Annotated in this window: 23 protein-coding genes; 10 read left to right on the forward strand and 13 right to left on the reverse strand. The window is 60.7% G+C overall.

Going from position 1 to position 26718, the window contains the following annotated elements; genetic code table 11:
* The coding region (locus tag GFD32_RS09830; RefSeq protein ID WP_163576376.1) for a transporter at nt 1-815 on the forward strand (815 nt) is incomplete at its 5' end.
* A gap of 66 nt (nt 816-881) precedes the next feature.
* Here the strand turns inward: GFD32_RS09830 and GFD32_RS09835 are convergent.
* Both GFD32_RS09835 and GFD32_RS09840 read right to left on the reverse strand, forming a co-directional pair.
* Nucleotides 882-2276, reverse strand: a complete 1395-nt coding sequence (locus tag GFD32_RS09835) for a sigma-54 dependent transcriptional regulator (RefSeq protein WP_240455597.1) — start codon at nt 2274-2276, stop codon at nt 882-884.
* 44 nt (nt 2277-2320) lie between these two features.
* A complete protein-coding gene (locus GFD32_RS09840) occupies nt 2321-3001 on the reverse strand; it encodes a LuxR C-terminal-related transcriptional regulator (RefSeq protein ID WP_163576377.1) in 681 nt (226 codons plus the stop codon).
* A 357-nt stretch (nt 3002-3358) separates the two neighbouring features.
* Between GFD32_RS09840 and rdgB the strand changes: the two genes are divergently transcribed.
* From rdgB to GFD32_RS09860, 4 genes are all read left to right on the forward strand, one after another.
* Nucleotides 3359-3970: an RdgB/HAM1 family non-canonical purine NTP pyrophosphatase gene (gene rdgB, locus GFD32_RS09845; RefSeq protein WP_163576378.1), complete on the forward strand. Its 612-nt coding sequence runs from the start codon at nt 3359-3361 to the stop codon at nt 3968-3970.
* A complete protein-coding gene (gene hemW, locus GFD32_RS09850; protein WP_240455598.1) occupies nt 3967-5172 on the forward strand; it encodes a radical SAM family heme chaperone HemW in 1206 nt (401 codons plus the stop codon). Before rdgB ends, hemW begins: the two co-directional genes overlap by 4 nt.
* Before the next feature lie 38 nt (nt 5173-5210).
* A complete protein-coding gene (locus tag GFD32_RS09855) occupies nt 5211-5894 on the forward strand; it encodes an OmpA family protein (protein ID WP_163576379.1) in 684 nt (227 codons plus the stop codon).
* Between the two features lie 86 nt (nt 5895-5980).
* Nucleotides 5981-6829, forward strand: a complete 849-nt coding sequence (locus tag GFD32_RS09860; RefSeq protein ID WP_163576396.1) for a 23S rRNA (adenine(2030)-N(6))-methyltransferase RlmJ — start codon at nt 5981-5983, stop codon at nt 6827-6829.
* Nucleotides 6830-6888: 59 nt separating this feature from the next.
* Here GFD32_RS09860 and GFD32_RS09865 read toward each other — a convergent pair whose 3' ends face one another.
* From GFD32_RS09865 to GFD32_RS09895, 7 genes are all read right to left on the reverse strand, one after another.
* A complete protein-coding gene (locus tag GFD32_RS09865) occupies nt 6889-8034 on the reverse strand; it encodes an iron-containing alcohol dehydrogenase (protein WP_163576380.1) in 1146 nt (381 codons plus the stop codon).
* Nucleotides 8031-9413 (reverse strand): aldehyde dehydrogenase family protein, encoded by a 1383-nt coding sequence (locus GFD32_RS09870; RefSeq protein ID WP_163576381.1) that lies wholly within the window; start codon nt 9411-9413, stop codon nt 8031-8033. The genes GFD32_RS09865 and GFD32_RS09870 overlap by 4 nt, the downstream gene beginning before the upstream one ends.
* Before the next feature lie 115 nt (nt 9414-9528).
* The gene (locus tag GFD32_RS09875; protein ID WP_163576382.1) at nt 9529-10899 is read right to left on the reverse strand and encodes a glutamine synthetase family protein; all 1371 of its coding nucleotides are present in this window, start codon (nt 10897-10899) and stop codon (nt 9529-9531) included.
* Between the two features lie 99 nt (nt 10900-10998).
* Nucleotides 10999-12051 (reverse strand): TRAP transporter substrate-binding protein, encoded by a 1053-nt coding sequence (locus GFD32_RS09880; RefSeq protein ID WP_163576383.1) that lies wholly within the window; start codon nt 12049-12051, stop codon nt 10999-11001.
* A 131-nt stretch (nt 12052-12182) separates the two neighbouring features.
* The gene (locus tag GFD32_RS09885; RefSeq protein ID WP_163576384.1) at nt 12183-13505 is read right to left on the reverse strand and encodes a TRAP transporter large permease; all 1323 of its coding nucleotides are present in this window, start codon (nt 13503-13505) and stop codon (nt 12183-12185) included.
* Complete coding sequence (locus GFD32_RS09890) at nt 13505-14101, reverse strand: TRAP transporter small permease subunit (protein WP_163576385.1); 597 nt, start codon at nt 14099-14101, stop codon at nt 13505-13507. Before GFD32_RS09890 ends, GFD32_RS09885 begins: the two co-directional genes overlap by 1 nt.
* Nucleotides 14094-14891 carry an N-formylglutamate amidohydrolase gene (locus tag GFD32_RS09895; protein WP_163576386.1) on the reverse strand — a complete coding sequence of 266 codons (798 nt, stop codon included), beginning with the start codon at nt 14889-14891 and terminating at the stop codon, nt 14094-14096. The genes GFD32_RS09890 and GFD32_RS09895 overlap by 8 nt, the downstream gene beginning before the upstream one ends.
* A 153-nt stretch (nt 14892-15044) precedes the next feature.
* On the opposite strand from GFD32_RS09895, the gene GFD32_RS09900 reads away from it, so the two are divergent.
* Entirely contained in the window at nt 15045-15896 is an 852-nt protein-coding gene (locus GFD32_RS09900; RefSeq protein WP_163576387.1) for a MurR/RpiR family transcriptional regulator, read from the forward strand.
* A 98-nt stretch (nt 15897-15994) separates the two neighbouring features.
* Here GFD32_RS09900 and mnmE read toward each other — a convergent pair whose 3' ends face one another.
* From mnmE to rpmH, 4 genes are all read right to left on the reverse strand, one after another.
* Nucleotides 15995-17365 (reverse strand): tRNA uridine-5-carboxymethylaminomethyl(34) synthesis GTPase MnmE, encoded by a 1371-nt coding sequence (mnmE, locus tag GFD32_RS09905; protein ID WP_163576388.1) that lies wholly within the window; start codon nt 17363-17365, stop codon nt 15995-15997.
* 94 nt (nt 17366-17459) lie between these two features.
* Nucleotides 17460-19148 carry a membrane protein insertase YidC gene (gene yidC, locus GFD32_RS09910; RefSeq protein WP_163576389.1) on the reverse strand — a complete coding sequence of 563 codons (1689 nt, stop codon included), beginning with the start codon at nt 19146-19148 and terminating at the stop codon, nt 17460-17462.
* A 118-nt stretch (nt 19149-19266) separates the two neighbouring features.
* Nucleotides 19267-19638, reverse strand: a complete 372-nt coding sequence (gene rnpA, locus GFD32_RS09915; protein WP_163576390.1) for a ribonuclease P protein component — start codon at nt 19636-19638, stop codon at nt 19267-19269.
* A 13-nt stretch (nt 19639-19651) separates the two neighbouring features.
* Nucleotides 19652-19786, reverse strand: a complete 135-nt coding sequence (rpmH, locus tag GFD32_RS09920; RefSeq protein WP_010626003.1) for a 50S ribosomal protein L34 — start codon at nt 19784-19786, stop codon at nt 19652-19654.
* 375 nt (nt 19787-20161) lie between these two features.
* Here rpmH and dnaA point away from each other — a divergent pair, with 375 nt between their 5' ends.
* Genes dnaA through gyrB form a run of 4 tightly spaced genes read left to right on the forward strand, consistent with a single transcriptional unit; the run spans nt 20162 to nt 26370 of the window.
* On the forward strand, nt 20162-21634 hold the full coding sequence (dnaA, locus tag GFD32_RS09925; protein WP_163576391.1) for a chromosomal replication initiator protein DnaA: 1473 nt from the start codon (nt 20162-20164) through the stop codon (nt 21632-21634).
* Between the two features lie 58 nt (nt 21635-21692).
* Nucleotides 21693-22796, forward strand: coding sequence for a DNA polymerase III subunit beta (dnaN, locus tag GFD32_RS09930; RefSeq protein WP_163576392.1), 1104 nt, complete (start codon nt 21693-21695; stop codon nt 22794-22796).
* 20 nt (nt 22797-22816) lie between these two features.
* Nucleotides 22817-23938 carry a DNA replication/repair protein RecF gene (gene recF / locus GFD32_RS09935; RefSeq protein ID WP_163576397.1) on the forward strand — a complete coding sequence of 374 codons (1122 nt, stop codon included), beginning with the start codon at nt 22817-22819 and terminating at the stop codon, nt 23936-23938.
* 11 nt (nt 23939-23949) lie between these two features.
* Nucleotides 23950-26370, forward strand: a complete 2421-nt coding sequence (gene gyrB, locus GFD32_RS09940) for a DNA topoisomerase (ATP-hydrolyzing) subunit B (RefSeq protein WP_163576393.1) — start codon at nt 23950-23952, stop codon at nt 26368-26370.
* Nucleotides 26371-26718: the final 348 nt, after the last annotated feature.

Raw genomic sequence — 26718 nt, forward strand, 5'->3', positions numbered from 1 at the left:
AACAGATGGCCAAGCCAGAAGGCCTGCGTCGAGGTCAGTTCGTTCATGGTGTCCTCCCGTCTATCAGAGGTCACCAGTGTGATCAGTGGCGATCAACTGCGGTAGATGTGGTTGCTGGAGCGTTTACTAATAGCCGATATGAAAACCAAGATACTGGTGGAAATGCTATTGATAGCTCTCTCAACGAAGGAGGGTTAGGTGATGTCACTGCTAATATGTATTACCGACTTTTTAGGGAAGGGGAAACTAGGCCAGACGTTGTATGGAACTTTGGTGTAACGGCGCCAACTGGAAAGGACCCATACGGCATATCTACTCGTATCGTTGATACAGATAATTCTGGGGATAATTTAACTGTTCCTAACGAACTTCCCACAGGTGATGGTGTATGGAGTGTAAGCACGGGCCTGTCATTTTTGAAAACCGTTGATCCGGCTATTATCTTTGCCAATATTGGTTATACGCATAATATTGAAGAGAGTTTTGATAATATATCTTCAGGACAACAAACCGTATCTGGTGACGTAGACTTGGGTGATTCGGTTCGTTTTGGCTTTGGTACGGCCTTCGCCTTGAACGAACGCTTCAGCCTTTCCATGTCGCTCTCTTATCAACATGCTTTTGAAACTGAAATATCGACAGAAGGAGGCCCAAAGCGCACGGTGGTGGGCAGTAGCGCCAATGCCGCCTCTGTCAACTTCGGCGCTACTTACGGCCTGACGGACTCCACCTCGATCGTGACCAGTGTGGGCGTCGGGCTCACCGACGATGCGCCGGATTTCACGTTGAACTTCCGGATGCCCTTCCAGATCTGATTTCGCACTGATCGCCACCCCGCCATGCCCAGTCGTGGCATGGCGGGGTAGCCAGTTGTCGATCTGCTAAACGACGGCCACTTCGCGATGAATACGGTGCTTTTCCATCAGTCGATAGAGCGTGACTCGCGACACGCCCAGCTCGCGGGCAGCATTCTGAATCTTGTAGCGGTTACGGCCCAGGGCGGAAACCAGCGCCTCGTATTCGGCACGATCGCGGGCTTGCTCTAGGGTGATGATACCGCGTGACGACTGGCGTCGCTCCAGGCCCAGATCCTCGGGTTTGATCAAACGCGTTTCGCACATCACCAGCGCGCGGCGTACACGGTTGATCAGTTCCCGGATATTGCCCGGCCAGCTATGGCACTGCATCAACCGCAAGGCTTCCTGGCTGAACCCCTTGACCTGGGAGGCTTTTTCATTGGCGAACTTGTCGAAGAAGAACCTGGCCAGCACTTCGATGTCTGCTTGCCTTTCGCGAAGAGGCGGCAGGAATATCTGCAGAACGTTGAGGCGATGATAGAGGTCTTCGCGAAAACGACCTTCCTTCACGGCTTTTTCCAGGTCGACGTGAGTGGCTGCCAGGATTCTCACGTCGACGGTGATTTCCTTGGTGCTGCCGATGCGCTGTATAAGGTGATCCTCCAGGAAGCGCAGCAGGTTGACTTGCATCTCCAATGGTAGGTCGCCGATTTCGTCCAGGAACAGCGTTCCACCCTGCGCGGCTTCGACCTTGCCGATCTTGCGTTGGCTGGCTCCCGTAAAGGCGCCTTTCTCGTGTCCGAACAGCTCCGACTGTATCAGGTTGCTGGGCAGCGCCCCGCAATTGACGGCAATGAAGGGACCGTCGCGGCGCTGCGAGCGTTCATGAATGGCATGGGCAGCGAGCTCCTTGCCGGTACCGGATTCGCCGCTGATGAAAACTGGGGCGTCGACGGCCGCGACTCGCCTGACCGTGTCGAAAAGTTGTTTCATGCCGGGCGTCGTTCCTACCATTTCGTAGTCATCGACGATCGTTGCGTCATTCTTTCTCTGCAGTTCGTGTAGCCTGCGCATGGCGCAAGCGTGGCGCAGTATGCATTCTACCTGCTCGTTGCGGCCGGGCAGCACATGATAAGCGTAACAGTGTCTTCGCATCAGCCGTAGGATCGATGCATTGTCGAGCAGGTCAGGGTGAATGAGAGCCATCCAGTTCAACGAGGACGCTTCCAGACATTTTTCGATATCCGATACGTTTGTCTCTGTATCGTCATCGATCAAGATCAATCCGGCTTCATAGTGCTTGCTTTTCAAGGTGCTGGCAGCTTCCTTGAGGCTCTTTTCATGATCGACGAGCCAGCGGTTTTCTTTCAAATATGATGGAAGACTCCGTGGAACATTGGTGGTTTCCCCTGCTATCAGTAATGTGCCTGTTCCATCCATTGATAGTTTCTCATCGACAATTAGAGCTCGGGTATCCATATTGCGATACTCATTGAAAGATAAGGTTCTGGCTGTTTTTTATCTTAGTGCTCTAGCGTTCTCTCATGGTGCCTTTTACTGGGTGCGATTCCCATCAGGTTATGTCTGGCCCAGTTCATTGCCTGTATTCTGTTGTGCACGTTGATTTTTCTGAATATATTGTAAAGGTGCGACTTTACGGTGTGCTCGCTAACGAATAGTTGGTTGGCGATCTCGGCGTTGGATGCGCCCGAACCCAGCAGGCCGATGATTTCCAGCTCTCGATGGGTCAAGCCGCATATCGGACGAAATGCGTTGCGCTGTTGCTTTCGGTAGAAATCGATCATTTGCGTCATCAGGCTGCGTGACATCCACAGGTCGCCTTCGAGCATCTTGGAAATGCCCTTGCAGATCATCTCGAGACTGTTGCTGCGGTAGAATATCCCTTCCAGGTGCATGACGGCGAGAATGTCGACGGCAATCGTTTCATCCCTGACGTTGAAGGCGGCTATCGCTACGCGGCCATCGTCAGCGATTCTGCTCTGCCATGTTCTCATGCCTTCGATAGCCAGGTGATCGATATCGAGAAGCAGTACGATACGTTCGTATTGCGTATCGGCCAGTCGATCCTCGGGTGATAAGATTCGCACCGGGCAACCGACCTGTTCGTGGATGTAATTGATGAAGAGCTGGGATTGCGGGTTGCTGTCGGTAACCAGCAACACCAGATCTTGTCCGTGGCCCATGATGTCTGCTCCCCTATGGCATGACGCGGCTCGCAATCTGAGGTGGGTCTCGTGGTGTTCCAAGCTTAGTGTTGTTGAGTTGTGATGAATTGTAAATGTATGTTAGTCGAAGCTGGTTTAGGATGTTGTGGATTTTCTCGGTGTCAGGCTCGGTCTCATCGAGATAGTCTCTTCGTTTCAAAGCGATAGCGCATTGTGCTCAAAAGAGTGGGCGGTTGAGCTATGCGAAAGGCTTAGTCGTTTCATACGCTCCGATGAGTTTGCCTGGTTTTCTGGAAGCCTCTTTCGTTTCGTTCGCAGGCCAACGATAATTGTCGGTTTGCCCGTTCCACCCAGCGATATTCTTAGGAGTTTTCCATGCCACTGCCTCGAGTTTGCGTGCTGGCCAGTTCTAACCCCGGGAAGCTCGCCGAGTTCAACCAGCTGCTTTCCCCTCTCGGCTTGGAAGCACGGGCCCAGGCCGATTTCGGTGTGAATGATGTCGACGAAACCGGCCTGACCTTCGTCGAGAATGCGCTGCTCAAGGCACGTGAAGCGAGCCGCGTCAGCGGCCTGCCGGCATTGGCGGATGATTCCGGCCTGGCAGTGGATGCTCTGCAGGGCCGGCCCGGCATCCATTCCGCCCGCTATGCCGGAGAGCCCAAGAGTGATGCACGCAACAATGCCAAGCTGCTCGAAGCGCTGGCGGGTGTGCCCGCGGCATCGCGCACGGCCCGCTACTGGTGCGTGCTGGTGCTGATGCGCCATGCCGAAGACCCGGTACCGCTCATCGTCCAGCGCAGCTGGGATGGGATCATTCTCGACGAGCCGCGTGGCGATGGTGGCTTCGGCTATGATCCGTTGTTCTGGCTTCCCGATTGCGCAAAGACAGCAGCCGAACTTTCGGCCGAAGAGAAGAATCGCCTCAGCCATCGTGGCCGTGCGCTGCGTGCACTGATCGACGCGATGACGTCGGATAGCCTGCCATGACGGCAATCACCGCCATGCCAACCGCCAATTCCCTACCCCCCCTGGCGCTCTACGTGCACGTTCCCTGGTGTGTGCGCAAGTGCCCCTATTGCGACTTCAATTCGCATGGTGTGGGGCATGCCGCCGAGCTGCCCGAGGCCGAGTATCTGGCAGCGCTCATCGCGGACCTGGAAGGCGACCTCCCCCTGGCGGCTGGCCGCGAAGTGGTCAGCGTGTTCATCGGTGGCGGCACGCCGAGCCTGATGTCGGCGGATTTCTATGCGCGCCTGCTGGCGGCCGTGGCCGAGCGCTTGCCCCTGGCCGACGATGTGGAAGTGACGCTGGAGGCCAATCCCGGCACGCTGGAGCGAGGTCGCTTCGCGGGCTACCGGGCGGCTGGCATCGATCGCCTTTCGCTGGGCGTGCAGAGTTTTCAGGATGCTCAGCTCACGGCCCTGGGGCGTATCCACAGCGGCGACGATGCACGCCGGGCGGTCGCCGAGGCGCGCGAGGCGGGCTTCGACAATCTCAATCTCGATCTGATGCATGGCCTGCCGGGCCAGACGCCCGACCTGGCGCTGGCGGATATCGACAGTGCCCTGGCGCTGGGGCCCACTCACCTCTCCTGGTATCAGCTCACCTTGGAGCCCAATACCGAGTTTCACTCCCGGCCACCGTTGCTGCCCGTGGAGGAGACGTTATGGGACATCCAGGACATCGGTCACGAGCGGCTGCTGTCTGCGGGGCTCTCACGCTACGAGATTTCCGCTTATTGCCGGGATGAGCGTCAGTGCCGACACAACCTGAATTACTGGCGCTTCGGTGACTACCTGGGCATTGGCGCCGGGGCCCACGGCAAGCTGAGCCGTCGCGCCGAGCAAGGCGGTTTGCATATCGAGCGGCGCTGGAAGGTCCGACAACCGGCCAGCTATCTGCGTCGGCGAAACGATCCGCAGGGCTTCGTGGCCGGATGTTCGCCGATCGACGAGACAGAACTGCCATTGGAATTCGCCATGAATGCCCTGCGTATCGTGGCCGGCGTTCCTCTGCAGGAGTGGGTGGCCCATACCGGCCAGGGAACCGAGGCGCTGCAAGCTTGTCTCACCGCCGCACGCGCCAAGGGGCTGCTCGTGGAAGATTCCGAGCGGCTTCAAGCCACGCCGCACGGTCTACTATTCTTGAATGAACTGCTGGCCTCGATTGGCGAGCATCGGGCCAGCTGACCCCAAGCTCGCCACCCTGACCCATCCAGGAGGGATACATGTTCACACCGATTCGTCTGGTTGCTTCCATTGCTACCGCTGCCTTGTTGGTGGGCTGTGCCACCACGGACCCTCAGACCGGTGAAACCCGGCGCAGCAACACGGGAACCGGCGCCGCCATCGGTGCGGCCGTGGGGGCCGCCGCCGGGGCACTCTCCGGGGATGGCAGCACCAGCCGTCGTGATCGCGCCTTGATCGGTGCCGCCGTTGGGGCGGCAGCCGGCGGCGGTATCGGTGCCTACATGGATCGCCAGGAGGAGGAACTGCGCCGGAACATGCAAGGGACGGGCATCGGCGTCGACCGTCGTGGCGATGACATCGTGCTCAACATGCCGAGCAGCGTGACCTTCGACTTCGACTCCAGCGAGCTGACCTCGAGTGCGCGCAATGCTCTCAACGACGTCGCGTCGGTGCTGACCCAGTACACCGATACCCGCGTCAACATCGCCGGTCATACCGACAGTACCGGTGACGCGAGCTATAACCAGCGCCTTTCCGAACGGCGTGCCGAGTCGGTCGGCAGCTATCTGGCCCAGGCCGGGGTGGCGAACAATCGCCTGGCCATGCGGGGCTACGGCGAGAATCAGCCGGTGGCCAGCAACGACACCGAACAGGGACGCGCGCAGAATCGTCGCGTGGAAATCACTCTGTCCCCCATCGAGTCGCAGATCCAGCAGCAGTGACCTGATGCTACCTTCGACCCTCGCGTGAACCGGGGCCCGCCGAACTGGCGGGCCCTGGCATGATGGCCCTGCTGGAGTCCGTTGCCATGCTCTCCTATCAGCACGCTTACCACGCCGGCAATTTCGCCGACGTTCATAAGCATCTCACGCTGTTCGCCGTCATCGATCATCTGTTGCGCAAGCCAACGCCCGTCAGCTATTTCGATACCCATGCCGGACGCGGTCGCTATCGGCTGGCGGCCGAGGAAACGCGTCGGCTGGGGGAGTATCGCCATGGTGTCGAGCCGTTGTGGCGGGCCCGAGGCCAGTTGGTTGAAGAGCCACTCCTGGCCGGGTGGCTGTCGGCGCTGACGGCGATGCAACCGGATCCGCAGGTGCTCAGCCACTATCCCGGTTCGCCGGCCTGGCTGGTCCATCGCCTGCGTCCTCAGGATCGAGTGAAGCTGTTCGAGCTGCATCCCGGTGAACACGCCTGCCTGGCCGAGCAGCCAATGGCCGGGGACGTCGATTGGGTGCACGGCGATGGCCTGGCGGGTTTGCTCGACAGCCTGCCGGCGGACACGCCGCGGCTCTGCGCGCTGATCGACCCGAGCTACGAGCGCAAGGCGGAGTACCGGGAGGTGGCCGACACGCTGCGCGTGGCCATGCGCAAGGCGCGTCATGCGGTAATGCTGGTGTGGTACCCGCTGTTGCCGGCAGCACGCCACCACGAGCTGCTGGAGGGCATTCGCGAGAGCGGGTTGCGCAAGGTGTGGCGTAGCGAGCTGTGCCTGCATGAGCCGAGTGTGGGGGAGCACGGGATGTACGGCAGCGGCATGCTGGTCATCAACCCGCCCTGGGGGCTGGACACGCGCCTGATAGACGCCATGGCGGTGGTGACGCCACGGCTGGGCCCGAGCAGCCGCTATTCCAGCGGCTGGTGGGTGGGGGAGTAGCGGAGATGGCGTGCCGGAGAGTGCACCGGGTCGCCAGAGCTCCGTTTATCGCCAGCCGGTTACAGGCAACGCTGGAACAGCTCCTTGAGATTCTCGCGGGTCAACTCCACCGGATTGCCGCCGCAACTGGGATCGCGTATCGCCATTTCGGCAAGCTCGTCGATCCGCTCCGCTGTGACTCCGATCTCGGAGAGTCGGCGCGGGATACCCAGCCGGTCATTGAATGACTGCACGAAGGTGCGGAAACCCTCGAAACCGCCGTCGATCTCCAGGTAGGCAGCGACCCGGTCGAACCGCTTGCGTATTGGCTTGGCATTGAAGTCGAGCACGGCGGGCATGCAGATCGCATTGGTGGTGCCGTGGTGAGAGTCGAACAGCGCGCCGATGGGGTGGCTCATCGCATGTATCGCCCCCAACCCCTTCTGGAAGGCCGTGGACCCCATCATCGCTGCGCTCATCATGTGCGCGCGGGCTTCGATGTCGTGGCCATCGGCATAGGCACGCGGCAGATTTTCCTTCACCAGGCGCATGCCCTCCAGCGCAATGCCCTGACTCATCGGATGGTAGTGAGGGCTGGAAAATGCCTCGACGCAATGGGCAAAGGCATCCAGCCCCGTACCGGCGGTGATTGGCCTGGGCATGCCCACCGTCAGTTCGGGATCGCAGATCACCACGGAAGGCAGCACCTTGGGGTGAAAGATGATCTTCTTCTCGTGGCTTTGCGAGTTGGTGATGACGCTGGCACGCCCCACTTCCGAACCGGTACCGGCGGTGGTGGGAACTGCCACGATGGGGGCGATGCCATCGGCATCGGCACGAGTCCACCAGTCGCCGATGTCTTCGAAATCCCACACGGGGCGCGTCTGTCCCGACATGAAAGCGACCATCTTGCCCAGATCCAGACCCGAACCACCGCCGAATGCGATGACGCCGTCGTGATCACCCGCCCTGAAGGCCTCGACGCCGGCAGCCAGGTTGGTCTCGTTCGGGTTGGGGTCCACATCGGAGAACAGCGCACGCCCCAGACCCGCGGCTTCGAGGATATTCAGTGCCTGGGCGGTGATGGGCAGTTCGCCTAGCCCCCGGTCCGTCACCAGCAGGGGCTTGCCGATACCTGCCTGGGCGCAGGCCTGGGGGAGCTCGGCGATCCGTCCCGCACCGAAGCGAATGGCCGTTGGGTAAGTCCAGTTTCCGGTCAATGTCATTTCGTCACCTTCTTCAGGTAATAGGACTTGGGGCGAGTCAGGTTGTGATAGCCGATCACCGAGAGGGAGCCGCCGCGCCCGGTATCCTTGCAGCCGGTCCAGCAGAGTCCGGGGTCGAGGTAGTCGGCGCGGTTCATGAATACGGTGCCGGTCTGGATCCGGTCGCCGACCCGCTGGGCGCGATCGATGTCGGTCGTCCACAGGCTGGCGGTCAGGCCGAACGCGCTGTCGTTCATCAGTCGAACGGCTTCGTCATCGTCGGCGACTTTCATGATGCCCACGACCGGACCGAAGCTTTCATCGCGCATGACTCGCATGTCGTGGGTCACCTCGGTCAGGATCTGCGGGGTGAGATAGGCTCCGCCATCGTCCTCGGGCTTGGTGGCGATGTGCGCCTTGGCGCCTGCGGCCAGGGCCTCGTCGATCTGCGCGCGAACTTCTCTGGCGAAGCGGACATGGGCCATGGGGCCGATGTCCGTGGCGGCGTCCAGCGGATTGCCGAGCCGGTAGCCTTCGACGATTGCGACTGCCTTGTCGACGAAACGGTCATACAGGCTTGCGTGGACGTAGATGCGCTCGATTCCGCAGCAGCATTGCCCGGAATTGAACATGGCGGCGTCGATCAGCGTGTCGACGGCGGCATCGAGGTCGGCATCCTCCATGACATACCCCGGATCCTTGCCGCCGAGTTCCAGGGCCATGCCGGTGAACGTACCCGCTGCTGCACGCTCGAGGGTGCGGCCGGCCGGCACCGAGCCGGTGAAGTTGACGAAATCGAAGGCGCGTTCCGCGATCAGGGTCGAGGTAGTGTCGTGGTCGAGAAAGACATTCTGGAACACATCCTCGGGTACGCCGGCGGAGTGGAAGGCCCGGGCCATGCGCTCGCCCACGAGCAGCGTCTGGGTGGCGTGTTTCAGCAACACCGTGTTGCCCGCGATCAGTGCCGGCGCCACGCTGTTGATGGCCGTCATGTAGGGGTAGTTCCAGGGCGCTACGACCAATACCACGCCGTGTGGAATGCGTTTGATATAGCGTTTTACCGTGGCGTCCTCTCCCACCGCGATGTCGGCGAGCGCCTCCCGGGCGATGGCCGCCATGTGGCTGCCGCGCTCCTCGAAGCCGCCAAATTCGCCGCCATAGCGAATCGGGCGCCCCATCATGTACGCCAGCTCTGGCACCACTTCGTCGTTCATCGCCCCTACCGCGGCGATGCCAGCCATGACCCGATCGATACGCTCCTGCAGTGGCCGGGCGGCCCAGTCCGCCTGTGCCGCCCGTGCACGCTGTGCCGATTCCCGGGCCGCCGTGGTCGTCATAGCCTCACGTTCGGCGTAGGTCTCCCCGTCGATCGGTGAGATACACTGCAGCATATGGCTCATCGTCATCTCCTTTTTCCGGCAGGCCCGAATGACCGCCGGCCTGCCGTTCGTCTAGCGGTCACTGTTTTCTCCCGGCCAGCGCTGCGTCCGACCGGGGCCGTCGTTGTCCGTGGCGTCAGGCGCGCTCGAACCCGCGGGCTACCTCGTAATGCGTCACCACTCGGTCGAAGTCTTCCAACTCCACTTCGGCGGCGCGCACGTAATGATCGACCACGGCATCGCCCAACGCTTCGCGCAACAGGCTGGAGCCCTGCAGTGCATCCTTGGCGTCGCGCAGGTTCTGTGGAATCAGGCCGCTATCACCGGCGTAGGTGTCGCCCACGGCCGGTGGCGGCAGCTCCAGCCGTTCTTCGATCCCCTTCATGCCGGCGGCCAGCTGGGCTGCGATGGCCAGGTATGGGTTCAGATCCGAACCGCCGATACGGCATTCGATGCGTACGGCTTGCGTGCCGCTGGCGCACAGTCGAAAGCCGGCGGTGCGGTTATCCACTGACCAGACCGTGCGGGTAGGAGCGAAGGAGCCTTTCTGGAAACGCTTGTAACTGTTGATATAGGGTGCCAGGAAGTAGGTGTAGTCGGGGGCGTACTTCAGAAGGCCGGCCAGGTAATGCTTCATCAGGGAGGACATGCCCAGCTCATCGCTGGCATCGTAGAAGATCGGCGTATCGCCTTGCCACAATGACTGATGAATGTGGCTCGAGCTGCCCGAGTGTTCTTGATGCCACTTGGGCAGGAAGGTTGCCGCACGCCCTTGCTGCCAGGCGATCTCCTTGATCGCATGCTTGGCGATGGTGTGGAAGTCGGCCGTGTCCAGTGCCGGTGCATACTTGATATTGAGCTCTTCCTGACCGCAGCCAGCCTCGCCCTTGGTACCTTCCACGGGGATTCCTGCCGCATGGAGCAGGTTGCGAACGGGGCGCATCACATGCTCTTCCTTGGCGGTTTGGAAGATGTGGTAATCCTCGTTGTAACCGCTGATCGGCCGTAGATCGCGGAAGTCCGTCTGGCGGATTTCATCGACACTCTGCTCGAACAGGAAGAACTCCAGTTCGCTGGCTATCTTCGCATCGAATCCCAGCTCTTCCAGCCGCTCGAGCTGGCGCTCGAGCATGGTGCGCGGGGCGTGGGCCACCGGCGTATGGCTGTGATGATCCAGGACGTCGCACAGGACCAGCACAGTGCCGTCGAGCCACGGAACCGGTCGCAGGGTGGCCAGGTCGGGCTTCATGATGTAATCGCCATACCCGGCTTGCCAGGACGTGCTGGCATAGCCGTCCGGCGTTGCCATCTCGATGTCGGTGGCCAGCAGGTAGTTGCAGCAGTGTGTTTCTTCCCAGCCACCGTCGACGAAATGACGCGCATGAAGCCGCTTGCCCATCAAGCGGCCCTGCATGTCCACGAAGCAGGCCAGAACCGTGTCGACATCGCCGTTCCTGACCTGGGCCTCCAGGGCCGACAGGGCATCCACAGTCGCTGCGCTGTTCATTTGAGAGGCTCCTCGTTGGATCGCCATGACAAGGCCCGGCCTGGGGGCCGGACCTTGCTATCGTTGTGCGCCCCGGCGGTTGCGGGACGTGAAGGAGTATCAGGCGTCCGTATAGCGATAGGGCTTGCCTGCCTTGCGCATGTCGGCGTTGTATTGCTTGAAGATATCGACCACCTTGGCCTTGGTGTCGGATTCGGCGGCTATCTCATCCCAGAACTCCTGGGCGGCGTTTTCCACCTGTTCCCATTCGGCGTCGGGAATACTGGTCAGTTCGAGCTTGTCGCCATGTACGCGTAGCTTGGCTTCGCCACCCCAGTACCAGTGCTGGCGATAATAGTGGGACTGCTCGCAGCACACCTCGAACAGCAGCCGGAGGTCTTCGGGCAACTCGTTCCAGCGCTCCATGTTGACGAAGAAGTGGCCGATCCAGGCGCCGGAAATGTTGTTGGTCAGGAAGTAGTTGGTGACATCGGCCCAGCCCACCGTGTAGTCCTCGGTGATGCCCGACCAGGCGATCCCATCCAGCTCGCCGGTCTGTACCGCGACTTCGATGTCTTCCCAGGGGAGTGTCACGGGCACAACGCCGAACTGCGAAAGGAAGCGTCCGGCGGTGGGGAAGGTGAAGATGCGCTTGCCTTCCAGGTCCGCGAGACTGTGAATCGGATCCTTGGTGACGAAATGGCACGGATCCCAGGCGCCGGCGCTGACGTGCTTGACGCCGACCTTGGAGTACTCCTCTTCCCAGATCTCCTTGAGGCCGTACTGGTTGAACAATACGGGCACATCCAGGCTGTAGCGTGACCCGAAGGGAAAGTAACCGCCGAAGACGGTGACTTCGGTAGGTGATGCCATGGAGTCGTCATCCGACTGTACGGCATCGATGGTTCCGCGCTGCAGGGCACGGAACAGCTCTCCCGTCGGAACTAGCTGGTCGGCGTAGAATAGCTCGATCTGCATTCGGTCTCCGGCGATGCGGTTGAACAGATCGATGGCCGGCTTGGCGACATGTTCGGCCAGAGCGGCACCGGCATAGGTCTGCATGCGCCACTTGATGGCCGGTTCACTCTGAGACTGGGCGACGACCCGACTGGCCAGCGGAGCCATGGCAGCACCGGCTGCCGCGGTGATCAGAAACTTGCGTCTTGTTGTCATCGTTCTTTCTCCTGGTATGAAGTGCCGAAAATGGCTTAGCGTCGGCCCTTGGTGAGGCTCTTCTTATCTTCCAGTTAACCACCGCCGTGCTGTTTTCGAACGGCTGATGGTCAGGCGTCATAATGAGACGGTCAGTTTCCATAGATATACCCGGGTAACCATAGGGCGATCTGAGGGAAGATCATTACCAGGCTCAGGGCGACCGTCATCACGAACACGAACGGGATAATGGATCGATAAATATCGATCAGCCCAATCTGGGGCGGAGCCATGGCACGCATCAAGAACAGGTTATAGCCGAACGGTGGGGTCATGTAGGCGATCTGCGTGGTGATCGTGTAGAGCACGCCGTACCAGATCAGGTTGAAACCCAGCGCATCGACCAAAGGCACGTAGAGCGGTGCCACGATCACCAGCATGGCGGTATCGTCGAGGAAAGTGCCCATCACGATGAAACTCAGTTGCATCATGATGAGGATCATCCATGGTGAAAGGCCCAGACGTTCTGTGAAAAGGCTGTCGATGGCCTTGACGGCGCCCAAGCCGTCGAAAATGGCGCCAAAGGCGAGTGCGGCGAGGATGATCCACATGAACATGCAGGAGATCGCCAGAGTTTGGCGTACCGAGACCTCGAAGACTTTTCGCGTCATGCGGCCCTTGACGATCGCTGCCAGCAACGCTGCCATGGCGCCCACCGCCGAGCTCTCGACCAACGAGGTCCAGCCTTTTACGAAGGGCACCATCATGACCGCAAAGATCATGAGTGGCAGTATGCCGGCTCGTAACAGCCGCAGCTTTTCGGCCAGGGAAACGTGGCGTTCTTCGACGGCCAGAACCGGGCCAAGCTCCGGCTGCACACGACAGCGAACGTAGATGTAGATGATGAATAGCGTTGCCATCATCAGCCCGGGGAGCACCCCGGCTAGCCAGAGCTGTCCCACGGGCTGGCGGGCGATCATCGCATAGAGCACCAGGACCACCGAGGGCGGCACGAGAATGCCCAGGCTGGAGCCCGCCTGAATGACGCCGGTTACCATGATCTTGTCATAACCTCGACGCAGTAGCTCGGGAAGGGCGATCGTTGCGCCGATTGCCATTCCGGCTACCGACAGCCCATTCATGGCGGATATCAGCACCATCAGCCCGATCGTACCGATGGCTAGGCCGCCTTTTACCGGACCCATCCAGACATGGAACATCTTGTATAGATCATCGGCGATGCGGCTTTCCGAAAGGATGTATCCCATGAAGATGAACATCGGAAGAGTCAACAATGGATACCATTTCATGAGTTTCATTGCGGAGGAAAAGGGGATGTCCACCCCACCCGTTCCCCACAGCAAAACCCCGGCTAGCGCTCCGACGAAACCGATGGCACCGAATACCCGCTGACCGGTCATCAGCATCAGCATCATCGAGCTGAACATGACGATGGCGATCATTTCGTAAGACATCAGATATTCACTCCGCGGATTCGGCTGATATCCCGAAAGAACTCGGCGCTGGATTGAAGGATCATTAGAAATATCCCGAGACAAAGTATTGCTTTGATGGGCCATAGCACGGGACGCCAGGAAGTCGAGCTTCTCTCCAGGAAGCCTAAGCTTTCTGACGCTGCCGATGGGCCCTGCGTCAAGAACGTCCAGGCGAGATCGAAGAGGAACGAAAAGGGCTCGCTTCCGAAATAACCCAGGGAATAAGCCATCGAGGTCAATCCACCATATAGAAGCACGCCAAGGTAGAAGAGCAGGAAGAACACCGTGAAAGCATCGAACCAGGCTTTGGTTTTCAAGCTCCAGCTTCCATAGAAGAGATCCATCCGCACGTTCGAGCCGAGTTGGATGGAGTAGGGGCCGCCCAGCACGAAGTACGCGACCATGACGAACTGGGCGGTTTCCAGGGTCCACATCGATGGGGTCATGACCACCTTGGATGCCGATGACCACAGCAACACGGCAATCAGAACGAAGATGAGATACATCGCAAACCGGCCGATGATGCGATTCATGACATCGACCGTGGCGATATATACCAGGATGGCTTTAGGCATCGTGTGCGTCTCCCCGGGTTGGGATTTCGAACCCGAGTTCTGCCAGTGCAGGTTGGATCAGCAGCAGTATCTCTTTGGCCATGGTGGAGGCTTCGTCCGGCGTGCTCAGCAGGTCGTTGCGAATCTCGATCATCACATTTGCCAGTCCATGACCGATGCCGTGCAGCTTCAGTGAGTGAGTCACGCCGTCTTCGGGGCCGTAAGGGGCGTTGCGCCGGATCTCGCGGTGTGTCAGACGGTGGGACTGGGCCAGCATGGCATCGGCCAGTCGCCGGTCGGCGTCGTGCAGGATGCCGATTTCGACCGTCCGGGGCTTGCCGTGATAGTCGGGCGTGAAACTATGCACGGTGATCAGAGCGGTTGGCAGGTGGCTGGCGGCACGCTCCTCGAGTCGTTGTGTCACGGTCGTGCAGAACGGGCGGTAGACCGTTTCGATGCGCTCTGCGCGCTGGGCTTCAGTGAGGTTGCGGTTGCCTGGCACGTCGACGACTTCCGAGCGCTCGGGCATGGCGCTGGCCGCCTCGGGCGGACGGTTACAGTCATAGACGAGTCGTGAGACGCGGCTCGCTACCAGGGGGGCATCGAGTGCCCGGGACAGCGCTATGGCGACGTCTCGGGCACCGGGATCCCAGGCTGCATGGCTGAAGCGATGGGCAGGGTCGAGGCCCAGGTCATGATAGGGCTCGGGAATGTCCGGCGAGGCGTGCTCGCACAGAATGACCACAGGCCCTTTGCCTGACCGATTGTGCAGCTCGACGCTTGGGGATGGCGTCGTTGTTGTTGTTGGCATTCCTGCCTCCTCCTCGTCTCTGTAAAGATATAGACGTGGAGGTGACATTGCGTCAAGATTTATTCATTGGGCGGCTCGACGCCGGTCGCTGGCGAGGCGGCCGATACGTGGATCATCACAGACAGGTGACTCTTGACGACGACGAAACCTACCGTGCGTGAGCTGATTCGCCAGCATTATCCAGAACTGACGCCGTCGGAGCGCAAACTGGCCGGCACCCTATTGGAGAACTACCCGGCGGCTGGACTGGCCTCGATTACCGTCGTGGCCAGCAATGCGGGAGTGTCGACTCCCACTGTGGCGCGAATGATCAAGAAGCTGGGGTTCAAGGGCTATCCCCAGTTTCATCAGGCATTGCTTCATGAGCTCGAGGCCAAAGGCGTAGGACCCACCCAACGGCGCAACAACTGGCTGTCAGAGGCGCCCGAGACACACTTGCTGAATCGCTTTTCCCAGGCCGTCAGCTATAACCTGGAGCAGACCTTCGCGCATATCGAGTCCGCTCGCTTCGATCAGGTGATTGGCAAGCTGGCGGATGCCGACAAGCGGCTGTATATCGTCGGCGGTCGGATCACTCATGCGCTGGCCGATTATGCCTTCACTCATCTCCAGGCGGTGCGTCCCCATGTGACCCACATGACCTCGTCCTCCGGCACCTGGCCGCATTACGTGCTCGATATGGAGCCGGGGGAAACCCTGCTGATCTTCGACATCCGGCGTTATGAGACGAACCTGTTGCGCTTGGCCGAACTCGTTGGAAAACAGGGGGTTAATATCGTTCTGTGCACCGATCAGTGGGGGTCGCCCATCTCCTCGGTAGCCGACTTCACGTTCAACTGTTGGGTGGAAATTCCCTCTGGCTGGGATTCCAACATCTCGACCATGATGCTGCTGGAGGCCATGATCGCGGCCGTTCAGGAGCAGCGCTGGCCGGAAACGCGCAAGCGCTATGAAAGGCTGGACGAACTGTTCGACATGACTCACCTGTTCCGCCGGTTCATCTGATCGGCGTCTCGATGATCGATGGCCAAACCTCGTTCAGGCTCGATGGATCCGGCGGACTGCCCAGGAAGCCGCAATGGGCAGGCTCGTGATTGCGCCGTTCATTTGCCGATGCAGAAGCTGCCGAAGATCTCGCCCAGGAGGTCGTCGGCGCTGAACTCGCCGGTGATCTCGCCCAGGGCCTGCTGAGCCTGGCGCAGGTCTTCGGCCAGCAGCTCGCCGGCGCCATGGCCGGCCAGCTGCGCTTCGCCGTTGTCCAGTGCCTCTCGGGCGCGGTCCAGGGCATCCAGGTGGCGGCGGCGCGCCGAAAAGCGTCCTTCGGTGGTACCGGCGTAGCCCATGACCGTCTTTAGGTGCGCTTTCAGGTCGTCCATGCCCGCGCCCGTTTTCGTCGACAGCCGCACCACGGGCTGGTCGGTGGTCAGATCGAGCCCGGCGGTTTCATGGCTGGTGTCGATCTTGTTGCGTACCAGAGTCAGGCGAGTGGGATCGGGCAGGCGAGCCACGAATTCGGGCCAGATGGCCATGGGGTCGGTGGCGTCGGTGGTGGCGGCATCCACCATCAGCAGCACCCGGTCGGCCTTTTCGATCTCTTCCCAGGCGCGGGCCACGCCGATCTTCTCCACGGCATCCGGCGTATCCCGGAGCCCGGCGGTGTCGATCACGTGCAGCGGCATGCCGTCGATGTGGATGTGCTCGCGCAGCACGTCGCGGGTGGTGCCCTCGATCTCGGTGACGATGGCGGTTTCCTGTTCGGTGAGGGCGTTGAGCAGGCTCGATTTGCCGGCGTTGGGGCGCCCGGCGATCACCACGCTCATGCCTTCCCGCAGCAGCGCGCCCTGGCCGGCGGCCGTGCGGACGCTGGCCAGTTCCGTCTTGACCCCACCCAGCATCTCGGCCACCCGGCCATCGGCGAGGAAGTCGATCTCTTCTTCGGGGAAGTCGATGGCGGCTTCCACGTACATGCGCAGCTCGATCAGGCGCTCGACCAGCGTTTCGACACGGTTCGAGAACTCGCCCTGCAGTGAGCGCAGGGCATTCTCGGCGGCGGCCCGGGAGCTGGCCTCGATCAGGTCGGCGATGGCCTCGGCCTGGGCCAGGTCGAGCTTGTCGTTGAGAAAGGCGCGCTCGGAGAATTCGCCGGGGCGTGCCAGCCGGGCGCCGAGTTGCACGCAGCGCTCGAGCAGTAGATCCATGATCACCGGCCCGCCATGGCCCTGTAGCTCCAGTACGTCCTCGCCGGTGAAGGAGCGCGGGCCGGGGAAGAAGAGGGCGATGCCCTCGTCGATGAGGCCATGCTTGCCGTGAAAGGCACCGTAGTGGGCGTGTCGCGGGGAAGGGCAGTGACCTACCACGGCTTCGGTAATGGTGCGGCAGAGCGGCCCTGAAACGCGAATGACGCCCACTCCGCCCCGGCCAGGCGGAGTGGCGAGTGCACAAATGGTGTCCGGCGTGTAGAGGGTCTCGGGCATTGTCGTCTCCTGGCTGCGCCATTGTCGGTTTCCGGGGTCGCAAACGCCAGACCCCCGCACGGGGCGGGGGTCGACGGCTCGGAAGAAGGAGGGCCTACTTGGCCTTCATGCCCTTGCCGATACTGGGGTCGCTCTCGATCTTGCGCGTGATCACGTACTGCTGGGCGATCGAGATGACGTTGTTGACCACCCAGTAGATGACCAGGCCTGCCGGGAACCACAGGAAGAAGAAGGTGAAGACCACGGGCAGCATCTTCATGATCTTGGCCTGCATGGGATCCGGCGGTGTCGGATTGAGCAGCTGCTGGACGAACATCGAAGCGCCCATCAGGATCGGCAGGATGAAGTAGGGATCCTTCACCGACAGATCCTGGATCCAGAACATGAAGGGGGCGTGGCGCAGCTCCACGGACTCCAGCAGCATCCAGTAAAGAGCGATGAATACCGGCATCTGCACCAGGATGGGAAGACAGCCCCCAAGGGGATTGATTTTCTCTTTCTGGTAGAACTTCATCATCTCCTGGGACATCTTCTGGCGATCGTCGCCGTACTGCTCCTTGAGACGCTGCATCTCCGGCCCCAGCTTGCGCATGCGCGCCATGGACTTGTAGGCCTTCGCGGAGAGCGGCCACATGACCACCTTGACCAGCACGGTGAGCAGGACGATCGACCAGCCCCAGTTGCCGATCAGGTTGTGGATCTGGTCGAGCAGCCAGAACAGCGGGTTGGCGATGAACCACAGCCAGCCGAAGTCAACGGTGAGCTTCAGGTTGGGCGCCACCTGCTCGAGGTAGTCCTGTACCTTGGGGCCGACGTAGAGAGTGGCGCCCAGGCGAGCGTTCTCTTCCGGGGCCAGCGTTGCAACGGGGCCGGCCATGGCGGCCACGTTGCGGTCGCGGGAATCGGTGGTGGCGTAATAGAGGTTCTGCTCGTCCTGCGACGGTGCCCAGGCCGAGACGAAATAGTGCTGAATGATGGCGACCCAGCCACCCTGGGCATCGCGGTTGGCGAAGTTGCCTTCCTGGATGTCGTCGAAGCTGACCTTCTGGTAGCGATCATCCGGCGAAGAGAAGGCCGCTCCCAGATACGACCGCATACCGAGCGCTGGACCGCTCGAGGGGTCGGGGCTGTTGTCGCGGGCCAACTGGCCGATGAAGCGAGCCGTCACCGGCTCCGCGCTCTGGTTGACCAGGTGGTAGCTGACATCCACAGCATAGCTGCCGCGCTCGACGGTGAAGCGTTTGATGACATCGACCCCGTTGATCTCGGCGCTCAGGTCGATTTCCAGGCTCTCCTCGCCCTCCGATAGCCGGTATTCCGTGGTTTCCGGGGTATAACTGATGCGTCCCGAGTGGCCGTCGAGCTGCAGTCCGGAGCGGGCCACGTAACTGCGCGATTCGCTGTCGGAAAGCATCACGTAGGGGTGCTCGCTGTCGCGCGTGAGGCGATGCTGCGGGAGTGCCGCGTAGACGACGTCGCCACCCTGGGGATCGATGCGCAAGTCGAGGACGTCCGTCTCCACCACGACCAGGTCTCGGCTGGTTCCGGGGCGGGCCGTGTCGCTTGGCATCTCCCCGGCCATTTCATCCTGCTCGCGCGAGACACTGGGGACGGCCAGGCCTTCTTCGTCAGGTGTCTCGGCTTCCCGGTCGTTGGTCGAGGAGGTGACACTGGGAGTGGTCGGCTCAGGTGTGCCCTGGCCATAGTCCTGGTTCCACTGGACCATGATCAGGTAGGCGAGCACGGCCAGAGGAATCAACAGTAGGAGTCGTTTTACGTCCATGAGGGTTCTGCCCGATGGGTAGTGTACATGCCGCTGTAACGGGGCCAGCTGCCAGGCCGATATACGCGAAAGCCTGCCCGAGGCAGGCTATCGTGGCGGAAACCGGCACCGCATCCGCTCAGGATGCCTTCGACTGGCGAACGTCGCGTTCAAGCCGGCGCCACATGCCATACAGCTGACGGTGGAGCGTCGCGTTGTCCAGTTCATGGGCGCCACGACGGCCGAGCACCACGATGTCGACGGCGGGTAGCCGATGCTGCTGGAGCCTGATGGACTCGCGCGCGAGTCGTTTCAGGCGATTGCGATCGACGGCGCGGCGAACGTTCCTCTTGCTGAACACCAGGCCGAGCCGGACGTGTCCCTGCTGGTTGGGGCACGCTAGTGCCAGCAGCCCTTTGCCATGAACCTTGAAAGCAGCGTGGTCGAAGACGTGGCGGTAGTCCCCGGCAGTCAGCAATCGCAACCGAGGGGGAAAACCATGGCCGGACACGGGCAATCCGCGATCAGGCGCTCAGACGCTTGCGCCCCTTGGCGCGGCGACGTGCCAGAACGGCACGACCGTTCTTGGTGGCCATGCGCGCACGAAAGCCGTGCACACGCTTGCGCTTGAGAACGCTGGGTTGGAAGGTGCGTTTCATAACTCTCGATTCCCACGTGGTTTAATTGGACGGAACGGCTTCAAAACAGCGCCCGGACGCCATGCGGCACCCGGGAGGATTCGGTTCAAGACCGGAAATTGTAGAGACTTCGCCGCCACGACGCAATTGTTGCGCCGTTCGGCACCCGCCGCCGAGGAGGGCGCTGCTCTAGGCAGGCCGGGTCGGGCTGTGGGTGTTGTTGCGAATTCTGGCTGTGTGCAAGGCAATTATATAGTTATAAATCAATGCATTAAGACTTTGAAATACTGTGGATAATCGATGCTGGCGGTGACCGGGGGTTCAGCGCCCGTATGTGGATAACCTGCCGGGGAGAGGATACAATGTGCGGTCATTCATCAATCGGGGTGAGGTCGCGTGTCGCTGGCTCTCTGGCAACAGTGTCTGGATTTCCTGCAGGATGAGCTGAACGCTCAGCAGTTCAATACCTGGATTCGCCCCTTGCAGGCGGAAGAGGGGGAGTCCGACGAGTTGCGTCTGCTGGCGCCCAATCGTTTCGTGCGCGACTGGGTGGGCGACAAGTACGCCAAGCGCATCAACGAACTGCTGCGCGAACTGGCTCAAGGCAAGCCGCCACGAGTGGTGCTCACCGTGGGCAGCCGGCGGGCGGCGGTGGCCAAGCCGCAGCCCCGAGAGCTGGGTGCGCCGGTGTCGGCTAGCCCTCGTTCCCCGCTGGGGCCGGCCGTGCAGACGCCACCACGGGGCGATGTCGGCGATGAGCGCGAGATCGAGCAGCTCAATGAAGAGGGCTCGGCGTCTGTCAGCCGCCGCGGTGAGCGAGAAGTTCAGGTCGAGGGTAGCCTCAAGCACAGCAGCGGGCTCAACCCTAACTTCACGTTCGACACTTTCGTGGAGGGCAAGTCCAACCAACTGGCGCGTGCGGCCTCCCGACAGGTCTCCGAGAACCCCGGCGGTGCCTACAATCCGCTGTTTCTCTACGGTGGGGTGGGGCTGGGCAAGACGCACCTGATGCACGCCGTGGGCAATGCACTGGCCATTCGGCGCGAGAATGCTCGTGTCGTCTACCTTCACTCGGAGCGTTTCGTGGCCGACATGGTCAAGGCGCTCCAGCTCAATGCCATCAATGATTTCAAGCGCTTCTACCGTAGCGTCGATGCGCTGCTCATCGATGACATCCAGTTCTTCGCTGGCAAGGAGCGCTCCCAGGAAGAGTTCTTCCACACTTTCAATGCCCTGCTCGAGGGCGGTCAGCAGATGATCCTCACCTCCGACCGCTATCCAAAGGAAATCAGCGGTGTCGAAGAGCGCCTCAAGTCGCGCTTTGGCTGGGGGCTTACGGTAGCCATCGAGCCGCCGGAACTGGAGACGCGGGTCGCCATCCTGATGAAGAAAGCCGACCAGGCGAAGGTCGATCTGCCACACGATGCCGCCTTCTTCATCGCCCAGAAGATTCGCTCCAACGTCCGCGAGCTCGAAGGCGCGCTGAAGAAGGTGATCGCCGACTCCCACTTCATGGGCAAGCCGATCACCCAGGATTTCATCCGTGAGTCGCTCAAGGATCTGTTGGCCCTGCAGGACAAGCAGGTGGGGGTCGACAACATCCAGCGCACGGTGGCGGAGTACTACAAGATCAAGCTTGCCGATCTGCTCTCCAAGCGACGTTCGCGTTCCGTGGCACGTCCCCGCCAGGTCGCCATGGCGCTGGCCAAGGAGTTGACCAACCATAGTCTGCCGGAAATCGGTGATGCCTTCGGCGGGCGCGATCACACCACGGTTCTGCACGCTTGCCGCAAGGTGCAGGCGTTGCAGGAAGAGAGCGCCGATATCCGTGAAGATTACAAGAATCTGTTGCGATTGCTGACTAGCTGAGCATGGGTTCCCCCCAACGCCTTATCTCACCCTTCAGGAACAAGACGTGGAGCCGACCATGAAGTTTTCCATATCGCGTGAAGCCCTACTGCGCCCCCTGGCGCTGGTGGCCGGTGTCGTGGAGCGCCGCCAGACCTTGCCGGTGCTCTCCAACGTGCTGATCCAGGTCGACCCTGACCAGGTGGCGCTGACGGGCACCGATCTGGAGGTCGAGTTGATAGGGCGTACGGTGGCTTCCCAGGTCGATGAACCGGGTGCCGTCACCGTACCGGCACGCAAGTTGATGGACATTTGCAAGTCGCTCCCGGATCAGTCCGAACTGCATTTCACCCTGGAGGAAGGCCGGGCCGTTTTGCGAAGCGGGCGTTCGCGCTTCACGCTGTCGACGCTGCCGGTCGCCGAGTTTCCCAATATCGAGGATGCCCAGAGCGATATCGAGCTGAGCCTGCCGCGCGGGACCCTCAAGCACCTCATCGACGCCACCGCCTTCGCCATGGCCCAGCAGGACGTACGCTACTACCTGAACGGCATGCTGCTGGATCTGCAGAGCAACCTGGTAAGGGCCGTGGCCACCGACGGACACCGTTTGGCCGTCTGCTCGCGTTCTGCCGAGGTTGCCATGGAGACCCCGCGCAAGCTCATCGTGCCACGCAAGGGCGTGGTAGAGCTGGTGCGCCTGCTCGATGACGGCGACGAGCCGGTCACCCTCACTTTGGGCAGCACCCATGTGCGTGCCCATACCGGCGATTTTACCTTCACCTCCAAGCTCGTCGACGGGAAGTTTCCCGACTACGAGCGCGTGGTGCCGCGTGGCGGCGACAAGGTATTCATTGCCGATCGTGCCGAATTGCGCCAGGTGCTGTCACGGACCTCCATCCTCTCCAACGAGAAGTATCGCGGCGTTCGCCTGCATCTTGCCGAGGGCAATCTTCAGGTGATGGCCAACAACCCCGAGCAGGAAGAAGCCGAGGAGAACGTTGCCGTGGAGTATGGTGGTGATGCGCTCGAGATCGGCTTCAACGTGGGTTACTTGATCGATGTGCTCAATGTCGTTGCCGAGGATCGCATCCAGATGACCCTTTCCGACTCCAATAGCAGCGCTCTGCTGGAAGAGCCCGGCGGCGGAGATGCGCTTTACGTCGTCATGCCGATGCGCCTGTAAGGCCTTTGTCCGCTTCGCTCATGCCCATTAATCGTCTTTGCTTCAATGGGTTGCGAAACCTGGCGGCGACGGACGTTGCCCCCGGTCCAGGTATCAACCTGGTGGTGGGGGCTAACGGCAGCGGCAAGACCAGCGTGCTCGAGGGACTTCATTTATTGGGCATGGGGCGTTCGTTTAGAACCCGCCATCTCAAGCATGCCATTGCCCATGATGCCGAGGCGATGACGCTGTTTGCGCGACTGGGCGGTGACGATTCGTCGCTTCCCATCGGTTTGCGGCGTGCCCGTGATGTCAGTGAGCTGGAACTTCGGATGGGCGGTGAGCGGGTGAGTCGGCTGGCTCGGCTCACCGAGGCGCTGCCGTTGCAGCTCGTCAACCCCGACGCGTTTCGATTGCTCGAGGGCCCCCCCTCCGGTCGACGCGAATTCATCGACTGGGGCGTGTTTCACGTGGAACATGGGTTCTTCGATGCATGGCGTCGTGCACGACGCGCGCTCAAGCATCGGAATGCGCTGCTCAGGCATGGTAAAATACACGATGATTCACTCCCCGTGTGGGAGGCGGAGCTGGCTCACTGGGGCGAGCGCCTTGATGTCTTTCGGCACAGCTGGATGTCAGCGTTCCAGCCGATATTCGAAGAGACGTTGGCCGACTTGTTGTCCTTGCCGGAGCTGACGCTGCGCTATTCGCGAGGCTGGGATCGTCAGCGCGATTTGACGACCGTACTCTCTCAGGCGCGAGAGACGGATCGCCAGATGGGGTTTACCCAGCAGGGACCGCAACGGGCCGATCTGCGCATTCGGGTAGGTCGCCATCCCGCGATCGAGGTATTGTCACGTGGCCAGCAAAAGCTGGTCGTGAGTGCACTGAAGCTCTCGCAGGGCCGGCTACTGCAACGCATGACGGGCCGGACCTGCCTTTATTTGGTGGATGATTTGCCGGCGGAGCTCGATGCGGATCATCGCCGCGTTTTCTGCCAGTTGCTGGAAAAGATGGGCTGCCAGACCTTCATCACCAGCGTTGAACACGATGCCCTGGTGGGGCCCTGGTCGTCCCACGCCGCACTGACGATGTTTCACGTGGAACGATCGCCTAGTGGGCAGGGGCGGCTGGTGCCTATCGGGCACGGACAGACTTCATGACGGAGTAGTCAATGAGCGAACAGGCTTACGACTCATCGAGCATCAAGGTTCTCAAGGGCCTGGATGCGGTACGCAAGCGCCCTGGCATGTACATCGGCGATACCGATGACGGAACCGGCCTTCACCATATGGTGTTCGAGCTGGTGGACAACTCCATCGATGAAGCGCTGGCCGGACACTGTAGCGAGATTCGAGTCATCATTCATCCCGACGAGTCGGTGACCGTTAGTGATAACGGTCGTGGCGTACCCACCGATATCCACCACGAGGAGGGTGTCTCCGCAGCGGAAGTGATCATGACGGTCCTCCATGCCGGCGGCAAGTTCGACGATAACTCCTACAAGGTATCCGGTGGTTTGCACGGAGTCGGCGTCTCGGTGGTTAACGCGCTCTCCGAGGAGTTGAAGTTGACGATCTGGCGAGCCGGTCAGGTTCATGAGCAGGTCTATCATCACGGAGTGCCCGCTGCCCCGCTGAGCGTGGTTGGCAAGACCGAGCAGAGCGGTACGCGGGTCCATTTCAAGCCTTCGTCGGATACCTTCGCCAACATCGAGTTTCACTACGATATCCTCGCCAAGCGTCTGCGCGAGTTATCGTTCCTCAACTCGGGCGTTGCCATACGACTGATTGATGAGCGTAGCGGCAAGGAAGAGCTCTTCCACTATGATGGCGGCCTCAAGGCCTTCGTCGATCACCTCAACACCAACAAGACCGTGCTCAACCCGGTCTTCCACTTCAACGTGGAGCGTGAGGATGGCGTGGGCGTCGAAGTGGCGATGCAGTGGAGCGACTCTTTTTCCGAGAACATTTTCTGCTATACCAACAACATTCCGCAGCGTGATGGTGGGGCGCATCTGGCCGGTTTCCGTGCCGCACTGACGCGCAGCCTCAACGGCTACATCGAGTCGGAAGGCTTGCTCAAGAAGCACAAGATCAATACGTCCGGCGATGATGCCCGCGAAGGGCTTACCGCGATCATCTCGGTGAAGGTTCCCGATCCCAAGTTCTCATCCCAGACCAAAGACAAGCTGGTTTCCTCCGAGGTCAAGACAGCGGTGGAGCAAGAGATGGGTCGCCAGCTGGCCGATTATCTCGTCGAGCGCCCCAATGAGGCCAAGGCGATCGTCAACAAAATGCTCGATGCCGCTCGTGCTCGGGAAGCGGCACGCAAGGCTCGAGATATGACCCGCCGCAAGGGGGCGCTGGACATAGCGGGCTTGCCCGGCAAGCTCGCCGATTGCCAGGAGAAGGATCCCAGCTTGTCCGAACTGTTCCTGGTTGAGGGCGATTCAGCCGGGGGTAGCGCCAAACAAGGAAGAGATCGCCGAACTCAAGCGATCCTTCCGCTGAAGGGCAAGATTCTCAACGTCGAAAAGGCACGCTTCGACAAGATGCTGTCCTCGGCGGAGGTGGGAACGCTGATCACGGCGCTGGGCTGTGGCATCGGCCGCGAGGAGTTCAATCCCGATAAGCTTCGTTACCATTCGATCATCATCATGACCGATGCGGATGTCGATGGTTCGCATATTCGAACCTTGCTGTTGACCTTCTTCTTCCGGCAGATGTCGCAGCTGATCGAACGCGGACATGTCTTCATTGCTCAGCCGCCTCTCTACAAAGTGAAGCGTGGTAAGCAGGAACTGTACCTCAAGGATGAGCAGGCAATGCTCGATTACCTCACCACCACGGCAATGGACGGTGCGCGCCTCTATGTCAACCCGGAAGCGCCGCCAGTGACTGGTGCCCAGCTCGAGGCGCTGGTCAATCAGTATCGCGATGTCATGAGGCGTATCGATCGCCTGTCCCGCGTTTATCCCAATGACGTGCTGCGCAAGGTCGTTCATGCTGCGCCTCTGGACGGCGAGGCGAGCCTCAAGGACCGTGTCACCATGCAGCGCTGGATAGCCTACCTGCAGGAGGAAATGGACGCCCTCGTGGCCTACGAAGGCGGACCGCGCTATACCTTCCGTATCGAGGAAGACGTCGAGCGCGGACTCTGCTTGCCCGCTGTCACGCTGACGGCGCATGGGGTCAGTACCGACTACGTGTGGGGCATCGATTTCTTCACCAGCGCCGACTATCGGGCCATGGCTGCCCTTGGGGAGACGTTGGATGGTTTGATCGAGGAAGGTGCCTATGTGGCACGCGGAGAAAGGGACAAGCCCGTAGCCAATTTCTACGATGCGCTCGAATGGTTGATGAACGAGGCGCAGCGCGGGCTCTCCATTCAGCGCTACAAAGGATTGGGTGAAATGAATCCCGATCAGCTGTGGGAAACCACGATGAACCCCGATACTCGCCGTTTGCTGCGGGTTTCCATCGAGGACGCGGTGGCTGCTGACATGATGTTCAATACGTTGATGGGAGACGAAGTGGAGCCGCGCCGTGACTTCATCGAGCGTTTTGCGCTGGTAGCCAATTTGGACATCTGACAGTGCCGCCGTGGCGTGTTTCACGTGAAACACTATCGAGTGCAAAGCGAAGCCCTGCGGTGATCAGCCGCGGGGCTTCGACTTTTTGAGAGAGAGGTGAATCATACTGGCTTCGGGCTTCGGGCTTCGGGCTTCGGGCTTCGGGCTTCGGGCTTCGGGCTTCGGGCTTCGGGCTTCGGGCTTCGGGCTTCGGGCTTCGGGCTTCGGGCTTCGGGCTTCGGGCTGAAGTGGTCCAATTGGAGCGGACACCCCGATAAGCCTCATAATGGAGGCAGTGGAGGTGTTCATGACCAAGAAGACTCGACGTCGGTTTTCCGATGAATTCAAGGCGGATGCGGTGAGCCTGGT

This window comes from Halomonas faecis, from assembly GCF_010993975.1.
Lineage (GTDB): Bacteria > Pseudomonadota > Gammaproteobacteria > Pseudomonadales > Halomonadaceae > Halomonas > Halomonas faecis.

Excerpts from the sequence above, each read along its gene's own strand:
- GFD32_RS09875 (WP_163576382.1), bottom strand. The coding sequence starts at position 10,899 with ATGAACAGCGCAGCGACTGTGGATGCCCTGTCGGCCCTGGAGGCCCAG.
- gyrB (WP_163576393.1), top strand. The coding sequence starts at position 23,950 with ATGAGCGAACAGGCTTACGACTCATCGAGCATCAAGGTTCTCAAGGGC.
- dnaN (WP_163576392.1), top strand. The coding sequence starts at position 21,693 with ATGAAGTTTTCCATATCGCGTGAAGCCCTACTGCGCCCCCTGGCGCTG.
- recF (WP_163576397.1), top strand. The coding sequence starts at position 22,817 with ATGCCCATTAATCGTCTTTGCTTCAATGGGTTGCGAAACCTGGCGGCG.
- yidC (WP_163576389.1), bottom strand. The coding sequence starts at position 19,148 with ATGGACGTAAAACGACTCCTACTGTTGATTCCTCTGGCCGTGCTCGCC.
- GFD32_RS09885 (WP_163576384.1), bottom strand. The coding sequence starts at position 13,505 with ATGTCTTACGAAATGATCGCCATCGTCATGTTCAGCTCGATGATGCTG.
- mnmE (WP_163576388.1), bottom strand. The coding sequence starts at position 17,365 with ATGCCCGAGACCCTCTACACGCCGGACACCATTTGTGCACTCGCCACT.
- rdgB (WP_163576378.1), top strand. The coding sequence starts at position 3,359 with ATGCCACTGCCTCGAGTTTGCGTGCTGGCCAGTTCTAACCCCGGGAAG.
- GFD32_RS09870 (WP_163576381.1), bottom strand. The coding sequence starts at position 9,413 with ATGAGCCATATGCTGCAGTGTATCTCACCGATCGACGGGGAGACCTAC.
- GFD32_RS09855 (WP_163576379.1), top strand. The coding sequence starts at position 5,211 with ATGTTCACACCGATTCGTCTGGTTGCTTCCATTGCTACCGCTGCCTTG.
- GFD32_RS09890 (WP_163576385.1), bottom strand. The coding sequence starts at position 14,101 with ATGCCTAAAGCCATCCTGGTATATATCGCCACGGTCGATGTCATGAAT.
- GFD32_RS09865 (WP_163576380.1), bottom strand. The coding sequence starts at position 8,034 with ATGACATTGACCGGAAACTGGACTTACCCAACGGCCATTCGCTTCGGT.
- GFD32_RS09835 (WP_240455597.1), bottom strand. The coding sequence starts at position 2,276 with ATGGATACCCGAGCTCTAATTGTCGATGAGAAACTATCAATGGATGGA.
- GFD32_RS09840 (WP_163576377.1), bottom strand. The coding sequence starts at position 3,001 with ATGGGCCACGGACAAGATCTGGTGTTGCTGGTTACCGACAGCAACCCG.
- hemW (WP_240455598.1), top strand. The coding sequence starts at position 3,967 with ATGACGGCAATCACCGCCATGCCAACCGCCAATTCCCTACCCCCCCTG.
- rpmH (WP_010626003.1), bottom strand. The coding sequence starts at position 19,786 with ATGAAACGCACCTTCCAACCCAGCGTTCTCAAGCGCAAGCGTGTGCAC.
- GFD32_RS09895 (WP_163576386.1), bottom strand. The coding sequence starts at position 14,891 with ATGCCAACAACAACAACGACGCCATCCCCAAGCGTCGAGCTGCACAAT.
- GFD32_RS09880 (WP_163576383.1), bottom strand. The coding sequence starts at position 12,051 with ATGACAACAAGACGCAAGTTTCTGATCACCGCGGCAGCCGGTGCTGCC.
- GFD32_RS09860 (WP_163576396.1), top strand. The coding sequence starts at position 5,981 with ATGCTCTCCTATCAGCACGCTTACCACGCCGGCAATTTCGCCGACGTT.